Origin of the sequence: Burkholderia sp. NFPP32 (assembly GCF_900119325.1) — a bacterium.
Classification (GTDB): Bacteria; Pseudomonadota; Gammaproteobacteria; order Burkholderiales; family Burkholderiaceae; genus Burkholderia; species Burkholderia pyrrocinia_C.
Genome location: NZ_FPJP01000048.1, coordinates 1 through 16469 on the forward strand (window position 1 = coordinate 1; position 16469 = coordinate 16469).

Below are 16469 nucleotides of genomic sequence, written 5' to 3' on the forward strand. Positions count from 1 at the left end.
GTCGTACAGCGCGTCTTCCAGACCTTCGTCCGACAGGCCGTACCACTGCTGCAGAAAGTAGATTCGGAGCATCCGCTCCAGGCCAATCGGCGGACGGCCCCGCTTGCCCTTCGGGTAGTACGGCTCGATCGCCGACAGCAAGCGCGGCCACGGTACGACCTTCTCCATCTCCGCCAGGAAGCGCTGACGTTTGGTCACTCGCTTCTTGCCTGCACTTTCCGCTTCTGCAAAGCTGATCTGCCGCTTCATCACTATGAGTCCGTTCCGTGAGCTTCCTTCTACAACGTCCTCGGCGACGTCAGCGATGACCGCCGAACCTGATTAATCAGCGTTTCCCTAACAGCGTTAATTATTTCAACAACCATGCTTCCTGCTGTCACCGCATTCTGTGCGATCAAATTACCCTATCGCATTGCCCGACGGACATCGAGCTTGTTTGACAGAGCAATGCGCGAATTGGTTGCCTTTCATTACGCGCACACTCCCGGCTATGCTCGATGGCTGGCTGCGAACGACCTTACGTTCGAACGTGCTCGCGCGCTCAGCGATTGGTCCCAGCTTCCACCGATCGTCACACGGTATTTCAAACAGAAATTCATCTCGAGCCACACGGCGCATGACGCACTCGAATTGGTTTCGTCCGATATGACTGAACAGACGAGCCGCATGCCCTATGACGCACGCAGCATCTTCGCCGCGCAATCGATGATCAGCCATATCTTTTCACATTATGGGTGGTCGACCCCTCGCAGACCGTGTAACTATATAGTCCTGAATTACGAGCCTAACGACCACGTGCCCCTGGGAGCGGCGTATATCGGGCAATTCCTGTGCAGTTTCGCTCCCGCACATCAGATCGTCTATGCATTGCGTCGTCATGGTGAAGGATATGTGTTCGATGTGTTCGGGGTGGTTCGCGCACTGCAGGAATTCGCACGTGACGGTCATCCAGTTCGGATCATGGGGTATCCAGCGCTGCTATGGCTGCTGCTCGAACACATGCGTGCATCGGGCTGCCCCCCCCTTAGTCTTCATGCCGATTCGCTTGTATTTCTCGGGGGCGACTGGAAAACCCATACCACGTTCGAGGTACCGAAGCTGACACTCTACCAACGTGTCGGCGAACAGCTTGGAGTTGCCGCCGATCGATGCCGAAATTGTTATGGCACGCTGGAGCACCCAATCCCCTACGTCGAATGTGAGCATCATCATTTTCATGTTCCGGTCTACTCGCGTGTCTACATTCGCGATCCCGGCACGCTCAAGCGCTTGTCGTACGGTGAGCGTGGCCTGTTACAGGCCGTCTCACCCTTCATCACGTCGAGTCCCGCGCACAGCATCATGATGAGCAACCCGGCCACGCTTTATCCAGGTCATGCCTGTTCATGCGAACTGGAAACGGATTGGTTTGAATTACATGAACGTGCGCCCCGACGTACGCCGCTGTTTTGACTACTTTCCCGAAATATCTGGCGCAAACCTGACATGCTGACACTTGCTCACGGCCAACTCACGCTGACCAACAATCTTTCGCCCGTGCTTGAAGCGCTTCAGGAACGCTTGAGCGTTACCCTCGCAAGCCCACCCGGCACCGACTATCTCATCGATCGACTCGCACGGCTTGCGCACGAGTTGAGCGAGGGTACGGACGACCTGCCGCTGACGGCGATCCAGCGCCAAGCCGTACAGTCCTTTTGCAAGCGTGAGACACTGAAAACCAGGCTCACGCATGAACTCGGTACCAGCCAACATGTACTGCGTCGCCGCGACTATCGGCTTGCCTGTTTCGAAGGTTGGTACCCACTGGGTCTGGTCGTTCATATCATGTCCGATAACACCCCGCTCCTGCCATTTTTTTCGGTCATCGAAAGTCTGTTGATGGGCAACATCACTTGGCTATGCCCGTGCCCCCAGGACGATGATCTGTCAGCACGACTGCTTGCCGCCCTGCTTGCCCATGACCACGAGGATCGTCTGCTTCATCACGTGGCTGTTCTGCCCGTTGCGCACCACCATCTCGGCGAGTTGATTCGGCATGCAGATGGAGTCGCTGCCTGGGGATCGGACACTGCCCTGACGGCAGCCCGCCGACACCTTTCCCCAGGCTGCCGATGGATTTCCTCGAAGCGCCGGCTCAGCTTCGCTTACGTTGTTCCCGCTGCTGCGTGCCCGTCCGATTGGGATGCCATCGCCGACGGGATAGGCCAACATGATCTACGGCCCAGCAACGCCCTGCAGACCGTGCTGATCGACAGCGATAATCCCGAAGAACTGCGCGCAGCAGGGCAAGCACTCGCCGCTGCGCTTGAGCGTCGCGCATCCCGATGGCCGGCCATCTCGATCAACGAACGCGAGGCGGCCGAAATCACGACCGAAATCGAACTGACCCGGCTCGAGCAAAGCTTTGGCCATCTTCCGGGACAGGTATGGACAGGCAGTAGCTGGAAAATTCTCTGGCTTCACCGGCCTGAGCTCGCCCCGTCGCCGCAATTTCGGACCGTTCAACTACGCCCGATGCCCCGGGACGAGTTGACCGCCCGACTTGCGCCGTGGCGGACTCGCTTGCAAAGCTGCGCACTGGTCGCTCCATCGACGGAGTTTCGCGAACTCACACACACACTGCTGAAGACCGGCGTGACTCGCCTTACAGCTGCGGCACTCATCCACGAACACTATCCTGGCGAGCCGCACGACGGTGTCTATTCGCTCACTTGCTACGCGCGCCGTGTTTCCGTCAAGCCCCCCGTCGGTACGCTCGATACGCATGCTACGCTTGATGACATGCCCCCCGCGCCTGCGCGTCTACGCATACGCCCCTTGATGGACAGGACCGACTTGCATGCCCACCCGCCCGGTCCGGACACCCAGATGTATGTCCAGAGCAGCTACAGCACCGGATCTCCCGCACTCATCGGCTTCAGCTACCGAGATCGCGATCGCCAGATATGCGCGGCAGCCGACGGCATGCTCGCGGCTGGCCTGGATCCCGCGCAGGATCACGTCATGCACATCATCGCCGGCGACGACATGTGGGGAGCCCCATCCGACATGATTTCTATCCTGGAACGCATGAACGTGACCCAGATTCCCATCGTCGAGCCAAATATCGATGACTATCGGTCCATTGTCGACCTGATTCACACACAGGGCATCAATACGATTATCGGGACACCCAATACAGTTCTCCGCTTGTTTCAACACGCCTCCAGTCACTTGCGCGCCTACGGTGGCGTTCACAAACTCCTGCTCGTAGGCGAGCCGATCTCCTCCGACCAGTTTTCATTCTGGCGCTCGTGCGGTATTTCGAAAATACGCTCCGCACTTTATGGCTCATTAGAAACTGGTCCGCTCGGTCACGCCTGCACGTACTGCCCGCGCGACATATTTCATCTCCTGGCCGACACCCAGTGGTTGGAAATCCTGGATGAATCGGTCGATCACCCGGTACACGGCTCCGACATAGGTCGACTGGTTTTTACATCGCGAGCTCGGGAGGCACAACGGATCATGCGCTATGACCTCGGTGAACTCGGACGATGGTGCGCAGGGAACTGCCCGTGTGGCCTGCCGAGTCCCCGCTTCGAAGTGATCGGACGGCGCGATGTATTGCTCAAGACCACCGCCGACTAATCCCACGCCGGAAGACTCGCCGACGCAATCCAGCGGAACTATGCGACCACGCGCGCATTGCGATTGGAAGATTCGGTCAAGCACGTCCGGAGATAGACTGCACGACCAGGCCGCATAGCATTACATGATGAAGTCGACCCTTTGGGCGCCGCGCCTCATAAGCCCCCCTTGATCAGCGAGCCGACGTAGCGGCGCTGTATGCATAAGCGGCAGATAAAAAAAACCGGTCCCAGGCGGACGAGGCCGTGACCGGACGGGAAAGGAAGCGACCACTCCTCTCCGAAAGAATGGTCAGTGATTAGTTTAGAGCGAATGGCAAAACTATCAAATAATATCGAATTGACACATTATGATACCGCCGGTTTCTGATTTTTTTGCATAAATCCAGGGGCGGTGATGTTTACGTGCAACGGCCGCGGCGACACCGCCGTTAACAATTCGGATTACGGTGAAGGCGAATGGAAAGTGTGCCAGCATGGTTATTCGAAGCGACGCATGTGGCGCAAGGTGCACCTCGGGCCCGACGCGAGCACCGGTCAGGTACCTGCGGCGCTGACGCATCAGGATGTTGCCAACGACGACGTTCTGGCCGAACTGCTCGACAAGATTCCGGACGATGAGCAGCTCGATGTTATTGGCGGTGACGGGGCCTACGACACCAAGCCGTGCCACGCTGCCATTGCCGCGCGCGGCGCAGTATGTATTGCCTGACGCCATAACCATGGGGGGGCACTTCGCTCTCACACTCGATTCATGCAACCCCACCATCTATGCTCGCTTTCGCCTGCGGTCAGGCGATCAAGCGTGTCGATAAATTCATATCATCGACTGATGCCGAACAACTCGGTTACGCCAGCATAACTGCTGCCGACAGCACAGCGACATCAACTAAATTCCCACGAATTTCTAAAAATCTAAATTATTCAATCCATTAACGCCAATTCCACTAATGCCCCGCATACAATATCATCCGGCACATATTCGAAATTGTCAATCAATAAATTTCGATATGCGATGTGTTATGGAAATTCCTGGATTTATGCCAACTCCAATCTATCATGCTCATAAGAGGCGAGAGCCTCGGTTCGTGAATAGCAAATATCCTTTCCAGCGAACAAACAAGCAAGCCTCGACGAGAAGTGCATAGAGCAATTGTTTCAAAATTGCACGTTTTCTTGGCATTCGATGTTATATATTTTACTTGGAGGCCATGCAATGTTTGCAAAACAGAAATTCGGTCTCGGCACGTTGGTAACGATGTTGGCTCTTGGAGCCGCATTGGCCCCGGCGCTCGCGTCTGCAGACGCAGGCGCCGAACCCGGAAATCGGAATTTGTCCAGCATGATCGCCGCCCCCGCAGCGCGGAGCGCGGCTGGCCCCACATGCACGCAAAATGTAACCATCACATCGCTCGCCAACCACGACCTTGTCTCGACCGAGCTAGGATACGCCGGGAATGAATATGCCATGTTGCGCGCCCGAGCGACCGTGGAGGGCCCGTGGGAGCAATACAGGGTCTGCAACTTTCCTGACGCAGGATATTGGACAATTCAATCGGAGGCCGACGGACTGTTCGTCTCTGCGGAGCTCGGTTACACGGGTAACCAGTATGCGATGCTGCGTGCGCGGGCTTCCGTCGTAGGCCCTTGGGAGAAGTTCATCCTCGTATCATGTGGCTTCAACTGCACGGCGATTCAATCGCAGGCTAACGGATTGTTCGTCTCCGCAGAGCTCGGTTACACGGGTGCCCAATATGGGATGCTGCGTGCACGCGCTTCTACCGTAGGGCCTTGGGAACAATTCCGATAGAGCGATTCGGTTCGTTAAGGGGGCGCGCGCACGACTCACTGAGCCGAATGGGGCGGAGACACCCACGATTCACGGTCAAGTTCTGGCTGCCCCCATCTTCCCCGAACGGTGGTGGCGTTGCATAAATCGAGTGTGAGAGCGATGTGGCCCCCATGGTTACGGCGTCAGGCAATACGTACTGCGCCGCGCGCGGCAATCGCAGCGTGGCACGGCTCGGTATCGTAGGCCCCGTCGTCGTCAGTAACATCGAGCTGCTCGTCGTCCGAATCTGATCGAGCAGTTCGGCCAGAACGTCGCCGCCGGCAACGTCCTGATGTGTCATCAGCGCCGCAGGTACCTGACCGGTGCTCGCGTCGAGCCCAAGTGCACCTTGTGCCACGTGCGACGCTTCGAATAGCCATTCTGGCGCACCTTCCATTCGCCTTCGCCGCAGACTTTCGCGCCCGTGCTGTCGACCACCAGATAGATCGGATCGCCGTAGCGGGTGATTGGCAGTTGGACCCCGAGCGCTTGCGCACGCCGGCACAGCGTCGTGTAGTTCGGTACCGGCGAGGCGGCGAAGACCAGGTCACGCTGGCTTTGCGTGAAGCCTTGCGGGGGCACGCAGCGGCAAGCGGAACACAGTCTGAAGCCAAGCACGACGCAAACGGCCGAAAACATGTATAGGACGTGCATGAATGCATCACCGTACAGCACGCCGCGCCCGTCGACGATCCATGCGAACAGCACTAGCGATGCCGTGGCGAGCAGTGCCTCGACGAGTCCGTGGTCGCCGTCGAGCAGACCGAAGAAACAGCCCTGCTCGGTCGGCTTCGCAATGGTCTTCACGCGCATGATCACCGACACCCAGAACGTGTCACGCCCCAGCAGCAGAAGATAACGAACAGCGCCGGATACGCTGGCGTATCACACCCTATACCCGCCAGCGAGAAGGTAATCAAATAGCGTGGTGGAACGCGGTCGGCCAGCCACCGCTCGGCAGGTAACAGATCAGTAACATTGAGCCGAGCATCGAATACAATCGACCGTCACCATGTCCACCGCACGCCGGCATTCCCCGTGATCGTGCGCTGGTGCTCGCCGCCGAGGTTCGTCAGGTAGCTGACCGTCGCATACACGCTGCCGCGCTTCGTCAGTTGCGCGACAAGCCCCGCACCGACCTGCCCGGCCGTCTGCCCCACCAGCGTGCCGATCGTCGTCGTGCCGCCGAAGGTCGTCTTGTCGCCGCGCCGAACGAACGCAGCACGTTCACGCGTAGGTACGGCTTCCAGTTCACGCCGTTCGCATCGAACACCCATTGCTGCCGCACGCCGATCCGGCCTAGGAACGTGTTGTCGTTGTTCCACGTCACGTCCGACACCCCGTCATTGAACTTGCCGAGCGACAGGTACTGCCACACGAGTTGCGCCTGCGGCTCCAGCGTCAGCCCGTAGCCGAGCGCGACCGGGAAGCCGGCCTCCACCGAACCCGTGAACGCGTTGCCGTCCGTCGAGCCGTTCACGTTGTCGTTCGAGTGCATGCGCACGGTCAGCGCACTGCCCATCGCGACGGCGTCCGTGTACCAGCCGCCCGGGCCGACATGCGTCCAGTAGCCGCCGAGGTTGTACGAATTGACCTGCAGCGTGCCGACGCCGAGATCGGGCTGCGCGAGCGCGAAGCCGTTCGCGTCGCCGACCGCGCGCGAGAAGCCGAGGAAGAAGCCGTAGTGATTGCGGTGACCGCTCGGGCTGTTGTCCGCATACAGATCCTGGCCGACCTGCATCCCCCACAGCGTGCCGTCGAACGACGGCGTCGCATCGCCCTTCTGCTTGATGTTGCTGTTGCCGCCCCACACGCGCACCCACGACGCCGGCATCGGGCCGCTCTCGCTCAGCAGCCCCTGTTCGCCCTGCCGGTCATGGAACGTGTCGATCTGCAGCAGCCCGAGCTGGCGCGCGACGGCCGGCGCTTCCGCGTACAGCGGCACTTCGGGGCGGTAGATCGGCTCAGGGCTGCCGCCGGTGCCTGCATCGGCGACGGCTTCGACGATCGATTCGGGCGTGCCTTCGGCCGGCGTAACCGGCGTCACGGGCGGCGGTGTCGGCTGCCCAGGTTCGACGACCCGCGGCTGCGGCTTCGGCGGCACCGTGTTGCGCAGGTACCAGCTGTCGCCGGTGCCGGCCGCCGCGCCGCCTTTCGCGAGGAAGTACGAATACGCACCGGCGCTCACCGTGCCGCCCGACAACGTGAACGCACCCGCGCTCGACGTCGCGCCGTTCGTCGCCTGCACGACCTGAATGCCGTCGCCGGTCGTCTGTGCGCCCGCGCCGCCGACGTTCGTCACCTTCAGCGTGCTCGCGCCGCTCGCCGTGCCGCCGCTGACGATCAGCTTGTCCGACGGCGCGCCATCGCCGGCGAGCATCGTGTTCAATGCGATCGTCGCGTTCTGGCCGACGTAGTTGCCCGCCACCGTCAGCGTGTTGCCCACGCCGCTGCCGCCCAGTTGCACGAGCCCCGTGTTCGTCAGGTTGCCGTTGATCCGGAAATTGCCGGTCGCGCCGCTCGCGAGGCTTGCCAGCGCATTCGCGACCGAGATCGTGCCGCTGCTGGTCACGTTGCCCGTCACGCTGCCGTAGCCGCCGAGCGTCGCGCCCGATGCAACCGTCACCGGCCCGCCGCCGCCCAGCGCCGCCGACGCGCTCGTACCGTCGCCGACGATCACAGTACCGGCGTTCACGGTCGTGCCGCCCGCATAACTGCTCGCTCCGTTCAGCGTCAGCGTGCCGCTGCCGAGCTTCGTCAGCGAACCCGCACCGGCGATGCCCTGCGTCAACGTCGAATTGAAGCCCTGTGTATCGATCGTGCCGTTGTTCGACGTGATCGACACCGCGCGGCCCGACGCAAGATTGAACGCGCTGCCGAGTTGCAGCGTGCCGCCGTTGAACGTCAGGCTTCCTGACGATGCACCGAGCGCGCTGTCGGCCGCGACCGACAGCGTGCCCGCGCCGGTTTTCTCGACGCTGCCCGTGCCCGTGATGAGCCCCGCGTAGTTGCCGTCGATGTCCTGCGTGAACCGCCACCAGACCGTTGTTGGTGATGGTCGGCGGCAGGCTCTGCGCGCGCGCCTGCGGCGTGCCCGGCCCATCCATGATCACCTTGCCGGTGTATTGGGAATTATTCCCGTCGAGCGCGAGCGTGCCCTGCTGCACTTCGGCAATCGTCACGCCGATGACGGACCCGGTCAGCGTCCAGGTGCCACTGTCGGTTTTGTACAGCGACTGGAAATTCTTGATGCTGCCGGGTAACGATGCCGTGCCAGTACCGTTGAGCGTGATGATGTTGTTGCCGCCGCCGTCGAAGTTGCCGTAATGACGGAACCGGTATAGAGATGCAGCGAATCGTCGCCGCCCGCGAACACCAGATTGCCGATCACCTTGCCGCGATTGGTGAAGTCGACCGCGCCGTTCCCGGAGCTGCCGATCACATTGTTCGGCGCCTGGGTGACGCCGGTCTCGTTGTTGATGACGGTATTCAGGCCCGACCGATTCTGAAACCAGATGGCGGCCGAATTCACGCCCTGGATCAGCCCGTTGTTGACGATCGTGTTGCCGCTGCGTTCCGGGTTGATCGCTTCCGCGTGGCCCTGCGTGCCGGCGGAAATCACGCGCGCGCCCTGGGCGATCGTGACCGTGCCGTTGTTGCGCAGCTCGATCGTGTTGGCGCCGGTCGCGTACAGCCCGTTGCTTTGTTTCCGTTATTCTCGTGCAAGTCGCATGCCCGGAAATTTCGACCGGGCGCCGTCAACGCACGTCGACGTTCGTGCGGCGTGTCTCAGTATCGTGCTGACGCGCAGGCACGCCAGGCTGCGGCCCTTCGCCGACGAGATGCAATTCGCGCGTGCGCATCGGCAGCGAGAACCGCGCGTCGTCGAGCGTCTTGCGCACCTGCCGCGACAGATCCCAACGCAGATCCCAGAACATCTCGGTGCGCGTCCAGACCCGGATGTTCAGCACGGCCGTGCTGTCGTCGAAGCGCATCACCATCACCTGCGGTTCGGGATCCTTCAAGGCGTCGGGGTGGCTGGCCGCCAGCTCGTGCAGCGTGGCGATGGCGTGCTTGATATCGTCGCGCAGCGACACCTCGACTTCGAGATCGAGTCGCCGGGTCGGATTGCGCGTGTAGCTGCGAATGGAATTGCTCCACAGCGCGCTGTTCGGCACGTATTCGCAGATGCCGTCCGGCTTCGTGAGGCGGGTCGTGAACAGGCCAACTTCCTCGACCGTCCCCGAGACCGTTCCACCACCGCCGTCGATGTAGTCGCTCACCTTGAACGGCCGCAGGAGCAACAACATGATGCCTGCCGCGATGTTCTGTATCGTGCCCTGCAGCGCCAGCCCGATCGCCAGGCCGGCAGCGCCGAGCACGGCGACGATGCTCGCCGCCTCGATGCCGAGTTGCGACAGCGCGCCGACGATCGCGACGACCCGAATGCTCCAGACGCTGACGTCGCAGAGGATCGGCCGCAGCGTCTCGTCCACGCGGTCCTGGCGGGCCAGCACGCGATTGAGCCAGTGGCCGGCACGCTTCGAGATCCACCACCCGGCCGCGAGGATGAGCACGCTCGAGCACACGCTGACGGCAAAAGTGGACAGTGCATTCCACAGGATCGTCCATCGCTCCGGATGGACCTGTGACAAGAGTTCCTGCATGACGGGGGTCTCCGACGAAATGCCGCTTGGCCGGACCACGGCAGAGAAGTTCCCGGCGTGCGGCGAAGGTGCCGCATCCGCAAAAAGAACGCCCTGCGCGCGGTTCAGAGCAGCAGCAGCGCGGCCGTCGCGACGACCGTCGGCCCGATCGCCGCGGCCAGCAGGCCCGCCACGCTGACCGATTCGTCCGCGAAGCCGCGGCGCACGATCGCCAGCCCGGCCGGGTTCGGCGCATTGGCGATCACGGTCAACCCGCCGCCCGCGACAGCGCCCGCCACCAGCATGTACTTTGCCGCGTCCGGCATGCCGGCGATCAGCGAGCCGAGATAGGTGATCGCCGCGTTGTCCATCACGGCCGTCAAGCCGAGCGCGCCGGCATAGAGCGCGTACGCGTCCATCGACGCGACGATCGGCTGCAGCCACCACTGCTGCAGGCCGCCGAGCACGACGAGCCCGCCGAGGAAGAACGCGACGAGCAGGCTCTCGCGCAGCATCAGCGGCGACTGGTAGCGCTCGTACGCGGCCGTGAAGCCGAGGAAGAACAGCAGCAGGCCGATGAACACGACCGGATGATGCGCACCGAGCACGACGCCCACCAGGAAGCCGACGTGGATCAGCGTGACGCCCGCCGGCACGCGCTCGCCCGTCGCGCCCGACGCCGCTGCCGGCGCGCCGGCCAGCGCGCCGCGCATCAGCGCGATCAGCACCGTCGCGTTGACAAGCACCGCGACCGCCGCCTTCCAGCCGAACTGCGTGGCCATGAACGTGCTGTCCCAGCCCCACGCGGTCGCCACCATCAGCACCGGCGGCGCCGCGTACGCGGTCAGCGTGCCGCCGATCGACACGTTGACGAACAACACGCCGAGCGACAGGTACTTCCAGCGCTCCGCGATCGGCGCGCAGAACAGCCGCTCGCGCAGGATCAGCGCGGCGAGCGTCATCGCGGCCGGTTCGGTGATGAACGAGCCGAGCAGCGGAATCAGCGTCAGCGACAGCCACACCACGGCGACGTTCGTATCGACCGGCAGCACGCGCGCGATCCGCTGCACGATTCCGGTGACGGCATCGAGGATCGGCTTGCTCGCCGCGATCACCATGATCGTGAAGACGAACAGCGGCTCGGTGAATTCGCGCGATTCCGCGTAGTCGAGCGCGAGCTTCGGGCCTGCCAACACCGTCATCGCGATCAGCAGCACGAGCGCCCAGAAGCCGAACACGACCTCGACCTCGCCGAGGAAATGGAACAGGCCCGCGTGGCGCGAATGGCGATGTGCGAGCACTTCGAAGCGCTTCGCGAGGAAGGTGTGCAGCAGCGCGAGACCGAAGATGATCGCGCCGGCAAGTTCGACGGTGTGAGGCATGGCGGAGTCCTGGATGGCCCGGCGTGCGACTGCGCGAAGCGCACCGGGAAAGTCAGCGGTGGTATGCGAACGGACTGGTGCGGCGGCCTGCCCGTTCGCACACTTGACCGTGAACAGCGGGCCCCATGTTCCGATCGGGCAGACGAAGGGTACAGCGCGCGCCGCTTTTGCCAAATAGGACTAGTCCGATTACGTCGATCCGTCCCGGTCGATCGAAGCGGTGGCGTCTTGCCGTGCTGCTGGCAAAGCGCGTGCCCAGCGCAAGCGCATCGATTCGCCGATGCATGCCGCACCATGAACACCAGTCATACGTTGCCTTATTTAAATTCTTGACAAACCGCGCAAGAATCGTAGTCCAAAAACCACATCCTGCAAATACGTTTTCCGAAACGACGTGTATTGTGCACCGCACCACACCAAACGGGCGGCCCCGGCGATCGTCAGGCACACCGAACAGTCATGCCTCTGCACACGGCGCGGCATTACGTCCCGCAAGAGCACCGCAATCGGTCACATGCTTTTGGTCGCACCGTTTCCCGGCGCTACTCCCAATCGGAGCCGTTCGTGGATAATGCACTCCAATATGAAAACCGAGTCTGCCCCATGCAAATCGATACCTTCGGGACGCTCGTCGCGGCGTCGCTCGTACTCTTGCTCGGGCAAGTGCTCGTGTCGCGCATCGGCGTGCTGCGCGCGTACACGATTCCCGAGCCCGTCGCGGGCGGCCTCGTCATCGCGCTCGCGCTAACGACGCTGCGCGGCTTCGGCGGCGTCGAAGTGCGTTTCGACACGTCGCTGCAGACGCCGCTGATGCTTGCGTTCTTCGCGTCGATTGGACTGAATGCGAAACTGTCGAGCCTCAAGTCCGGCGGACCGATGTTGCTGCGCTTCCTGCTCATCGTGCTCGGCCTGCTGATTCTCCAGGATGCGCTCGGCATCGGCCTCGCGAAGGCGATCGGCCTCGATCCGCTGCTCGGCCTGCTCGCCGGCTCGGTCACGCTGTCGGGCGGTCACGGCACCGGCGCGGCCTGGAGCAAGGTGTTCGCCGAGCGTCACGGCCTGCAATCGGCGACCGAAGCGGCGATCGCGTGCGCGACGTTCGGGCTCGTGCTCGGCGGCCTGCTCGGCGGGCCGATCGCGCGTTTTCTTACGCGCAACCTGAAGACGCCGGGCACCACTGCCGCATACGATCCTCGGGGCGAGGCTGGCGATACGGGTGGCTTCGAGCATCCGAAGGAGTTGCAATCGATGACGCCGTCGGCGTTCATCAACACGCTCGCGCTGTTCGCGATCTCGCTGTCCGGCGGCACGACGATCGAATCGCTGATTCGCGGCACCGCATTCGAGTTGCCGACCTTCGTCTGCGTGTTGTTCGTCGGCGTGGTGTTCAGCAACGGGCTGTCACTGTTCGGGTGGCGCGTGTCCGAGCACTCCGTCGCGCTGCTCGGCAACGTAAGTCTGTCGCTGTTCCTCGCGATGGCGCTGATGACGCTACGGCTGTGGGAGCTGACCTCGCTCGCGCTGCCGGTGCTGATCCTGCTGATCGCGCAGACCTTGCTGATGGTGGTTTATGCGATTTTCGTGACGTTCCGGATAATGGGCGCGAACTATGACGCCGCCGTGCTCGCGGCCGGCCACTGCGGCTTCGGCCTCGGCGCAACGCCCACCGCGATCGCGAACATGCAGGCCGTGACGGCCCGCTTCGGGCCGTCGCACACGGCCTTCCTGATCGTACCGATGGTCAGCGCGTTCTTCATCGACATCGCGAACGCACTCGTGATCAAGCTGTTCCTCGCGCTGCCGATCTACGACTGATGTTTCGGCACGGAACCCGGGCGTCGACTCTGGCGCCGTCGCGCTGACAACTGCTCAGTTGACTTGCTTGATGGCTTCGACCGGGGCGCACGTCCGCGCAGCGCGCCATAAACCATTACTAACGGGTGTTAGCATGATCGTGGGGCTGTCAACTGTCCCATGGAACCGACCTCGACCGCCTCGCACGACGACATCAATGCCCGAAAGCGTTGCTGCTTGAGTGTGATGCCTAGGTCGCCGAATCGCTTTGCAGCTCCTGTCAGTTACTGCAAAGCAGCTTGTGTTGGCCAGCGTCGCAAACCGATCGCGCGCACGTTGATACCTATCTCAACAAGATTCTCGCGAACTTACGCCCCAGCACACCACGAAAGCCTTGTGCTGCATCGCGGTGTTGGTCACGGACGCTATGTTAAGGCAAGGCCGACACGCGCCCGGAACTGATTCGCCGTCCTCCCAATCGAAGAATAGGCCTTATTGGATCGCATGTTCCTGAGCCGGAACGACTCGACCGTGTGCCCCGTTCGACGAACATGTTGTCGCGCCAGCCTCCGTTTTCACGATGTCGGGCTGTCCGTAGCCCGCGTTGCTTCCAGCGTCGCGTCTGCCCGGTACGCGAAAAACTTGCGACTCGCCCAGTCCACCACTGCCGTCAGGTATACGAACGCGCGCCATCGGAATGTAGATCGTGCGAGTGCCCACGCCTGGTTGGCTCGCGCGATCTACATGCCACACAGCAGGTACGACCTGATCTTGTGCTGCACATGGCGGTGGCTCGCATTCGGCTTGAAATACTGCACCTCGACGCCCGCGTACTTCATCAGCGTGCGCACATGCCGACACCCGACATCGTGCCCATCCCGGCGCAGCGGACCTGCCAGCATCCGCGCCCAGACAAACGAAGACTACTCCATGCGCGGTTCATCGATCCGGCGCACCATCGATTGATCCGCCTCTCTCACTGGCTGCGACCGGCAATACGCGCTCGATCTCGCGATACCGACCAGCCTTGCCTGCTGCGACACCGGCAAGGCCTGCGTACGGTCGATCATCGCTTTGCGCTCAGCCATCCCGCCTCGGCGTGCGCGCTTTCCAAAAGATCGCTCTCGGCCGACCTTGGCGTGCAATGCCTTCGGTCGACAGGTGGCTCGCTCGACGGCGCCATTTATTGGGTCATGCAAATTCGTACGCTCCCTCTGGGGAAGGCCGATCAAACACGCCGCGGCCGGACTTGAAACCGGTCATGTGTTCAATGCATGACAAGCACTGGCTTGCTCGCGGCGTCATTCGGCTGACGGCATTCAACAAGCCGCTGGCGATCTTGTACACGCAGCATTTATAAGAGACACAATGTTTCCGCTCGAAAACGGAGACGCTCCTTGCTGTTTTACCGACGTAGCGGTATATCCCCAACTCGTGACGCCGACCACCGTGTTGCGGGCGGATGCACTGCCGAAGTTCGTGCCATCGAGTGCTGGTGCCATGCCAAGATTGACGTGCCACGGTCCCCCGCTCGAACCACCGGTCATCAACGAGCCAATAATCGTGTTGTTCGAGGAGCCAGAAGCGACGAATCCTTGCGAGTCGTTACGCTGCATCAGACCGCCGCCATCAAGCGCGACCGGGTAGCCGAGTTGGTTGATCAGGGCCAATCCGGATGAATTAAAGCCGTAACCATTCCAACCGTAGCCGTACCAACCGGAACGGTTTCCCGCGTACGAGCCCGCTTGTGGGGCCAGGCCCAGTACGGCTACATCGTCCTGGCAAACGATGCCCCTGACGGCACACGGATCCGTGCCGTTGTAGTACGACGTCATGACGGTCGCGGATGCCGCACTCCACACACCATATGGCGCTGTTCCATTGCTATACGCGGGAACGAACACCCAGTTCGCATAGAATTGCTGCTGGCCGAAATTTGCTACGCAGTGTGCGGCAGTAACGACCACTCCCGGCTTGATGAGAGACGCGGAGCACACGTAGGTTGCGGATCCAATATTGAAGAATAATTTCCCGGCCGGACAGAACGGATAATAGTACTGAGTATTGTCGCCATAGGCGTTTACTCGATTTGTCGTGAACGGTTGATTCGACGTACCGAACTCCTGCGGTTCCACGCCCGATTGATTCAAATCGCGGGCGGCTACCAGTTGCACGGGCCGCTGTTTACCGTCACCCGAACCTCCACGCTCGAAGCCCGGCTTCCCCGGAAAGCGTGGGGGAGCGTACAACAGCGAATCCATCAAGGAAGAAGGCGCGGCACTCAACTGTGGCAGTGGCATGGGGCGCGCATTCTTGAAATCAATTGCGGTATCCTGAATACTATCCGCCGACATAACGATTTGCGTAATACTCCCTTGAACATTGATTTGTTGAGCAAACGAGCTTGTCGAAATTAACAAAATCGACACGATGAACATCGTTTGACTTACGATCCTGCTCATATCAACCTCCTGATATTTCTTCAATCCGATGCCGAATTTGATGCGTAACAATTGATCAGAATTAGAGCTTTCGATCAACGCAGGAGAAAATTTATTCTATTGAGATATTACTTCGCACGATTTTCTAATCCCCCCTTGCGATCAGACGGAGCCTCGTTAAGACCCACATGAAATATACCGAGATTGAGTTTGGCATATATTTTCAAACCTCCTGATTTCCCCATATCTTGATGAGAACCTGAAATTTTATTTACTTGCACTGAAGCAGCTTGCCAATTCCGCACAGTCACCACGCATGCAAGTGGATTTTATTCTAGTCCGCAATTTTCATTACGCTTCGATATAATTGCGCCATCGGCTTTCCATTTGAGATTGCCATCCTATGCAACATTCCTTTATAGTTTCCATCCTCTATCTTTAGGGAAACACTGATTAATAGGCCATCCCGCAAGGTTGTCGATGGCACTGGTGCGGAATTTGCGGATGCGGAAGTGAAGCGCCGCCAACTCGGTTGAATTTGACCCGGATGTGCACCTCATTTCTCGCATCCTTCACCCACATGACGGACTGCTCCCATGAACCGAGCGCAACCGGTTTCGCGCGATCACCAGGTTCGCCAAGGCGAACAGACTGAACAGTTGCGCCGTGTTCTTGAGCAGTCCCTTGTAGCGCACCTTGCGATGACGGAACAGGTTCTTGACGATATGAAACGGATGCTCGACTCG

General features: G+C 60.9%; 10 protein-coding genes and 2 pseudogenes. 4 read left to right on the forward strand and 8 right to left on the reverse strand.

Going from position 1 to position 16469, the window contains the following annotated elements; genetic code table 11:
- A partial coding sequence (locus tag BT264_RS36360; RefSeq protein WP_143156756.1) for a transposase occupies window positions 1-249 on the reverse strand: 249 nt, incomplete at its 3' end.
- A 183-nt stretch (window positions 250-432) separates the two neighbouring features.
- Between BT264_RS36360 and BT264_RS36365 the strand changes: the two genes are divergently transcribed.
- From BT264_RS36365 to BT264_RS36375, 3 genes and pseudogenes are all read left to right on the forward strand, one after another.
- A complete protein-coding gene (locus BT264_RS36365; RefSeq protein ID WP_218173372.1) occupies window positions 433-1452 on the forward strand; it encodes a LuxE/PaaK family acyltransferase in 1020 nt (339 codons plus the stop codon).
- A gap of 33 nt (window positions 1453-1485) precedes the next feature.
- On the forward strand, window positions 1486-3630 hold the full coding sequence (locus BT264_RS36370; RefSeq protein WP_072445404.1) for an acyl-CoA reductase: 2145 nt from the start codon (window positions 1486-1488) through the stop codon (window positions 3628-3630).
- 444 nt (window positions 3631-4074) lie between these two features.
- A pseudogene (locus BT264_RS36375) lies at window positions 4075-4326 on the forward strand (transposase); the annotation flags it as partial.
- Between the two features lie 1434 nt (window positions 4327-5760).
- On the opposite strand, the gene BT264_RS40645 reads toward BT264_RS36375, so the two are convergent.
- The 4 genes and pseudogenes from BT264_RS40645 to BT264_RS36410 all read right to left on the reverse strand — a co-directional run bounded on the left by BT264_RS40645 (window position 5761) and on the right by BT264_RS36410 (window position 11488).
- Window positions 5761-6273: a transposase gene (locus tag BT264_RS40645; protein WP_371287148.1), complete on the reverse strand. Its 513-nt coding sequence runs from the start codon at window positions 6271-6273 to the stop codon at window positions 5761-5763.
- A 194-nt stretch (window positions 6274-6467) separates the two neighbouring features.
- Window positions 6468-8908: pseudogene (locus BT264_RS36395) on the reverse strand (autotransporter outer membrane beta-barrel domain-containing protein); the annotation flags it as partial.
- A gap of 310 nt (window positions 8909-9218) precedes the next feature.
- Window positions 9219-10127 carry a mechanosensitive ion channel family protein gene (locus BT264_RS36405; RefSeq protein ID WP_072445408.1) on the reverse strand — a complete coding sequence of 303 codons (909 nt, stop codon included), beginning with the start codon at window positions 10125-10127 and terminating at the stop codon, window positions 9219-9221.
- Window positions 10128-10231: 104 nt separating this feature from the next.
- Window positions 10232-11488 (reverse strand): putative Na+/H+ antiporter, encoded by a 1257-nt coding sequence (locus BT264_RS36410; RefSeq protein ID WP_072467071.1) that lies wholly within the window; start codon window positions 11486-11488, stop codon window positions 10232-10234.
- Window positions 11489-12091: 603 nt separating this feature from the next.
- Between BT264_RS36410 and gltS the strand changes: the two genes are divergently transcribed.
- Window positions 12092-13303, forward strand: a complete 1212-nt coding sequence (gltS, locus tag BT264_RS36415) for a sodium/glutamate symporter (RefSeq protein WP_072445452.1) — start codon at window positions 12092-12094, stop codon at window positions 13301-13303.
- A 902-nt stretch (window positions 13304-14205) separates the two neighbouring features.
- On the opposite strand, the gene BT264_RS39470 is transcribed toward gltS, so the two are convergent.
- The 3 genes from BT264_RS39470 to BT264_RS38905 all read right to left on the reverse strand — a co-directional run.
- Window positions 14206-14370, reverse strand: a complete 165-nt coding sequence (locus BT264_RS39470; protein WP_175964411.1) for a hypothetical protein — start codon at window positions 14368-14370, stop codon at window positions 14206-14208.
- Window positions 14371-14601: 231 nt separating this feature from the next.
- Window positions 14602-15744 (reverse strand): trypsin-like serine peptidase, encoded by a 1143-nt coding sequence (locus tag BT264_RS36420; RefSeq protein ID WP_256260771.1) that lies wholly within the window; start codon window positions 15742-15744, stop codon window positions 14602-14604.
- Between the two features lie 551 nt (window positions 15745-16295).
- The coding region (locus BT264_RS38905; RefSeq protein ID WP_143156766.1) for a transposase at window positions 16296-16469 on the reverse strand (174 nt) is incomplete at its 5' end.

What these genes read in the sequence shown, in the direction of transcription:
- BT264_RS36370 (WP_072445404.1), top strand. Translation starts at nt 1,486, where the DNA reads ATGCTGACACTTGCTCACGGCCAACTCACGCTGACCAACAATCTTTCG.
- BT264_RS40645 (WP_371287148.1), bottom strand. Translation starts at nt 6,273, where the DNA reads ATGCGCGTGAAGACCATTGCGAAGCCGACCGAGCAGGGCTGTTTCTTC.
- BT264_RS36405 (WP_072445408.1), bottom strand. Translation starts at nt 10,127, where the DNA reads ATGCAGGAACTCTTGTCACAGGTCCATCCGGAGCGATGGACGATCCTG.
- BT264_RS36410 (WP_072467071.1), bottom strand. Translation starts at nt 11,488, where the DNA reads ATGCCTCACACCGTCGAACTTGCCGGCGCGATCATCTTCGGTCTCGCG.
- gltS (WP_072445452.1), top strand. Translation starts at nt 12,092, where the DNA reads ATGCAAATCGATACCTTCGGGACGCTCGTCGCGGCGTCGCTCGTACTC.
- BT264_RS39470 (WP_175964411.1), bottom strand. Translation starts at nt 14,370, where the DNA reads ATGGCTGAGCGCAAAGCGATGATCGACCGTACGCAGGCCTTGCCGGTG.
- BT264_RS36420 (WP_256260771.1), bottom strand. Translation starts at nt 15,744, where the DNA reads ATGAGCAGGATCGTAAGTCAAACGATGTTCATCGTGTCGATTTTGTTA.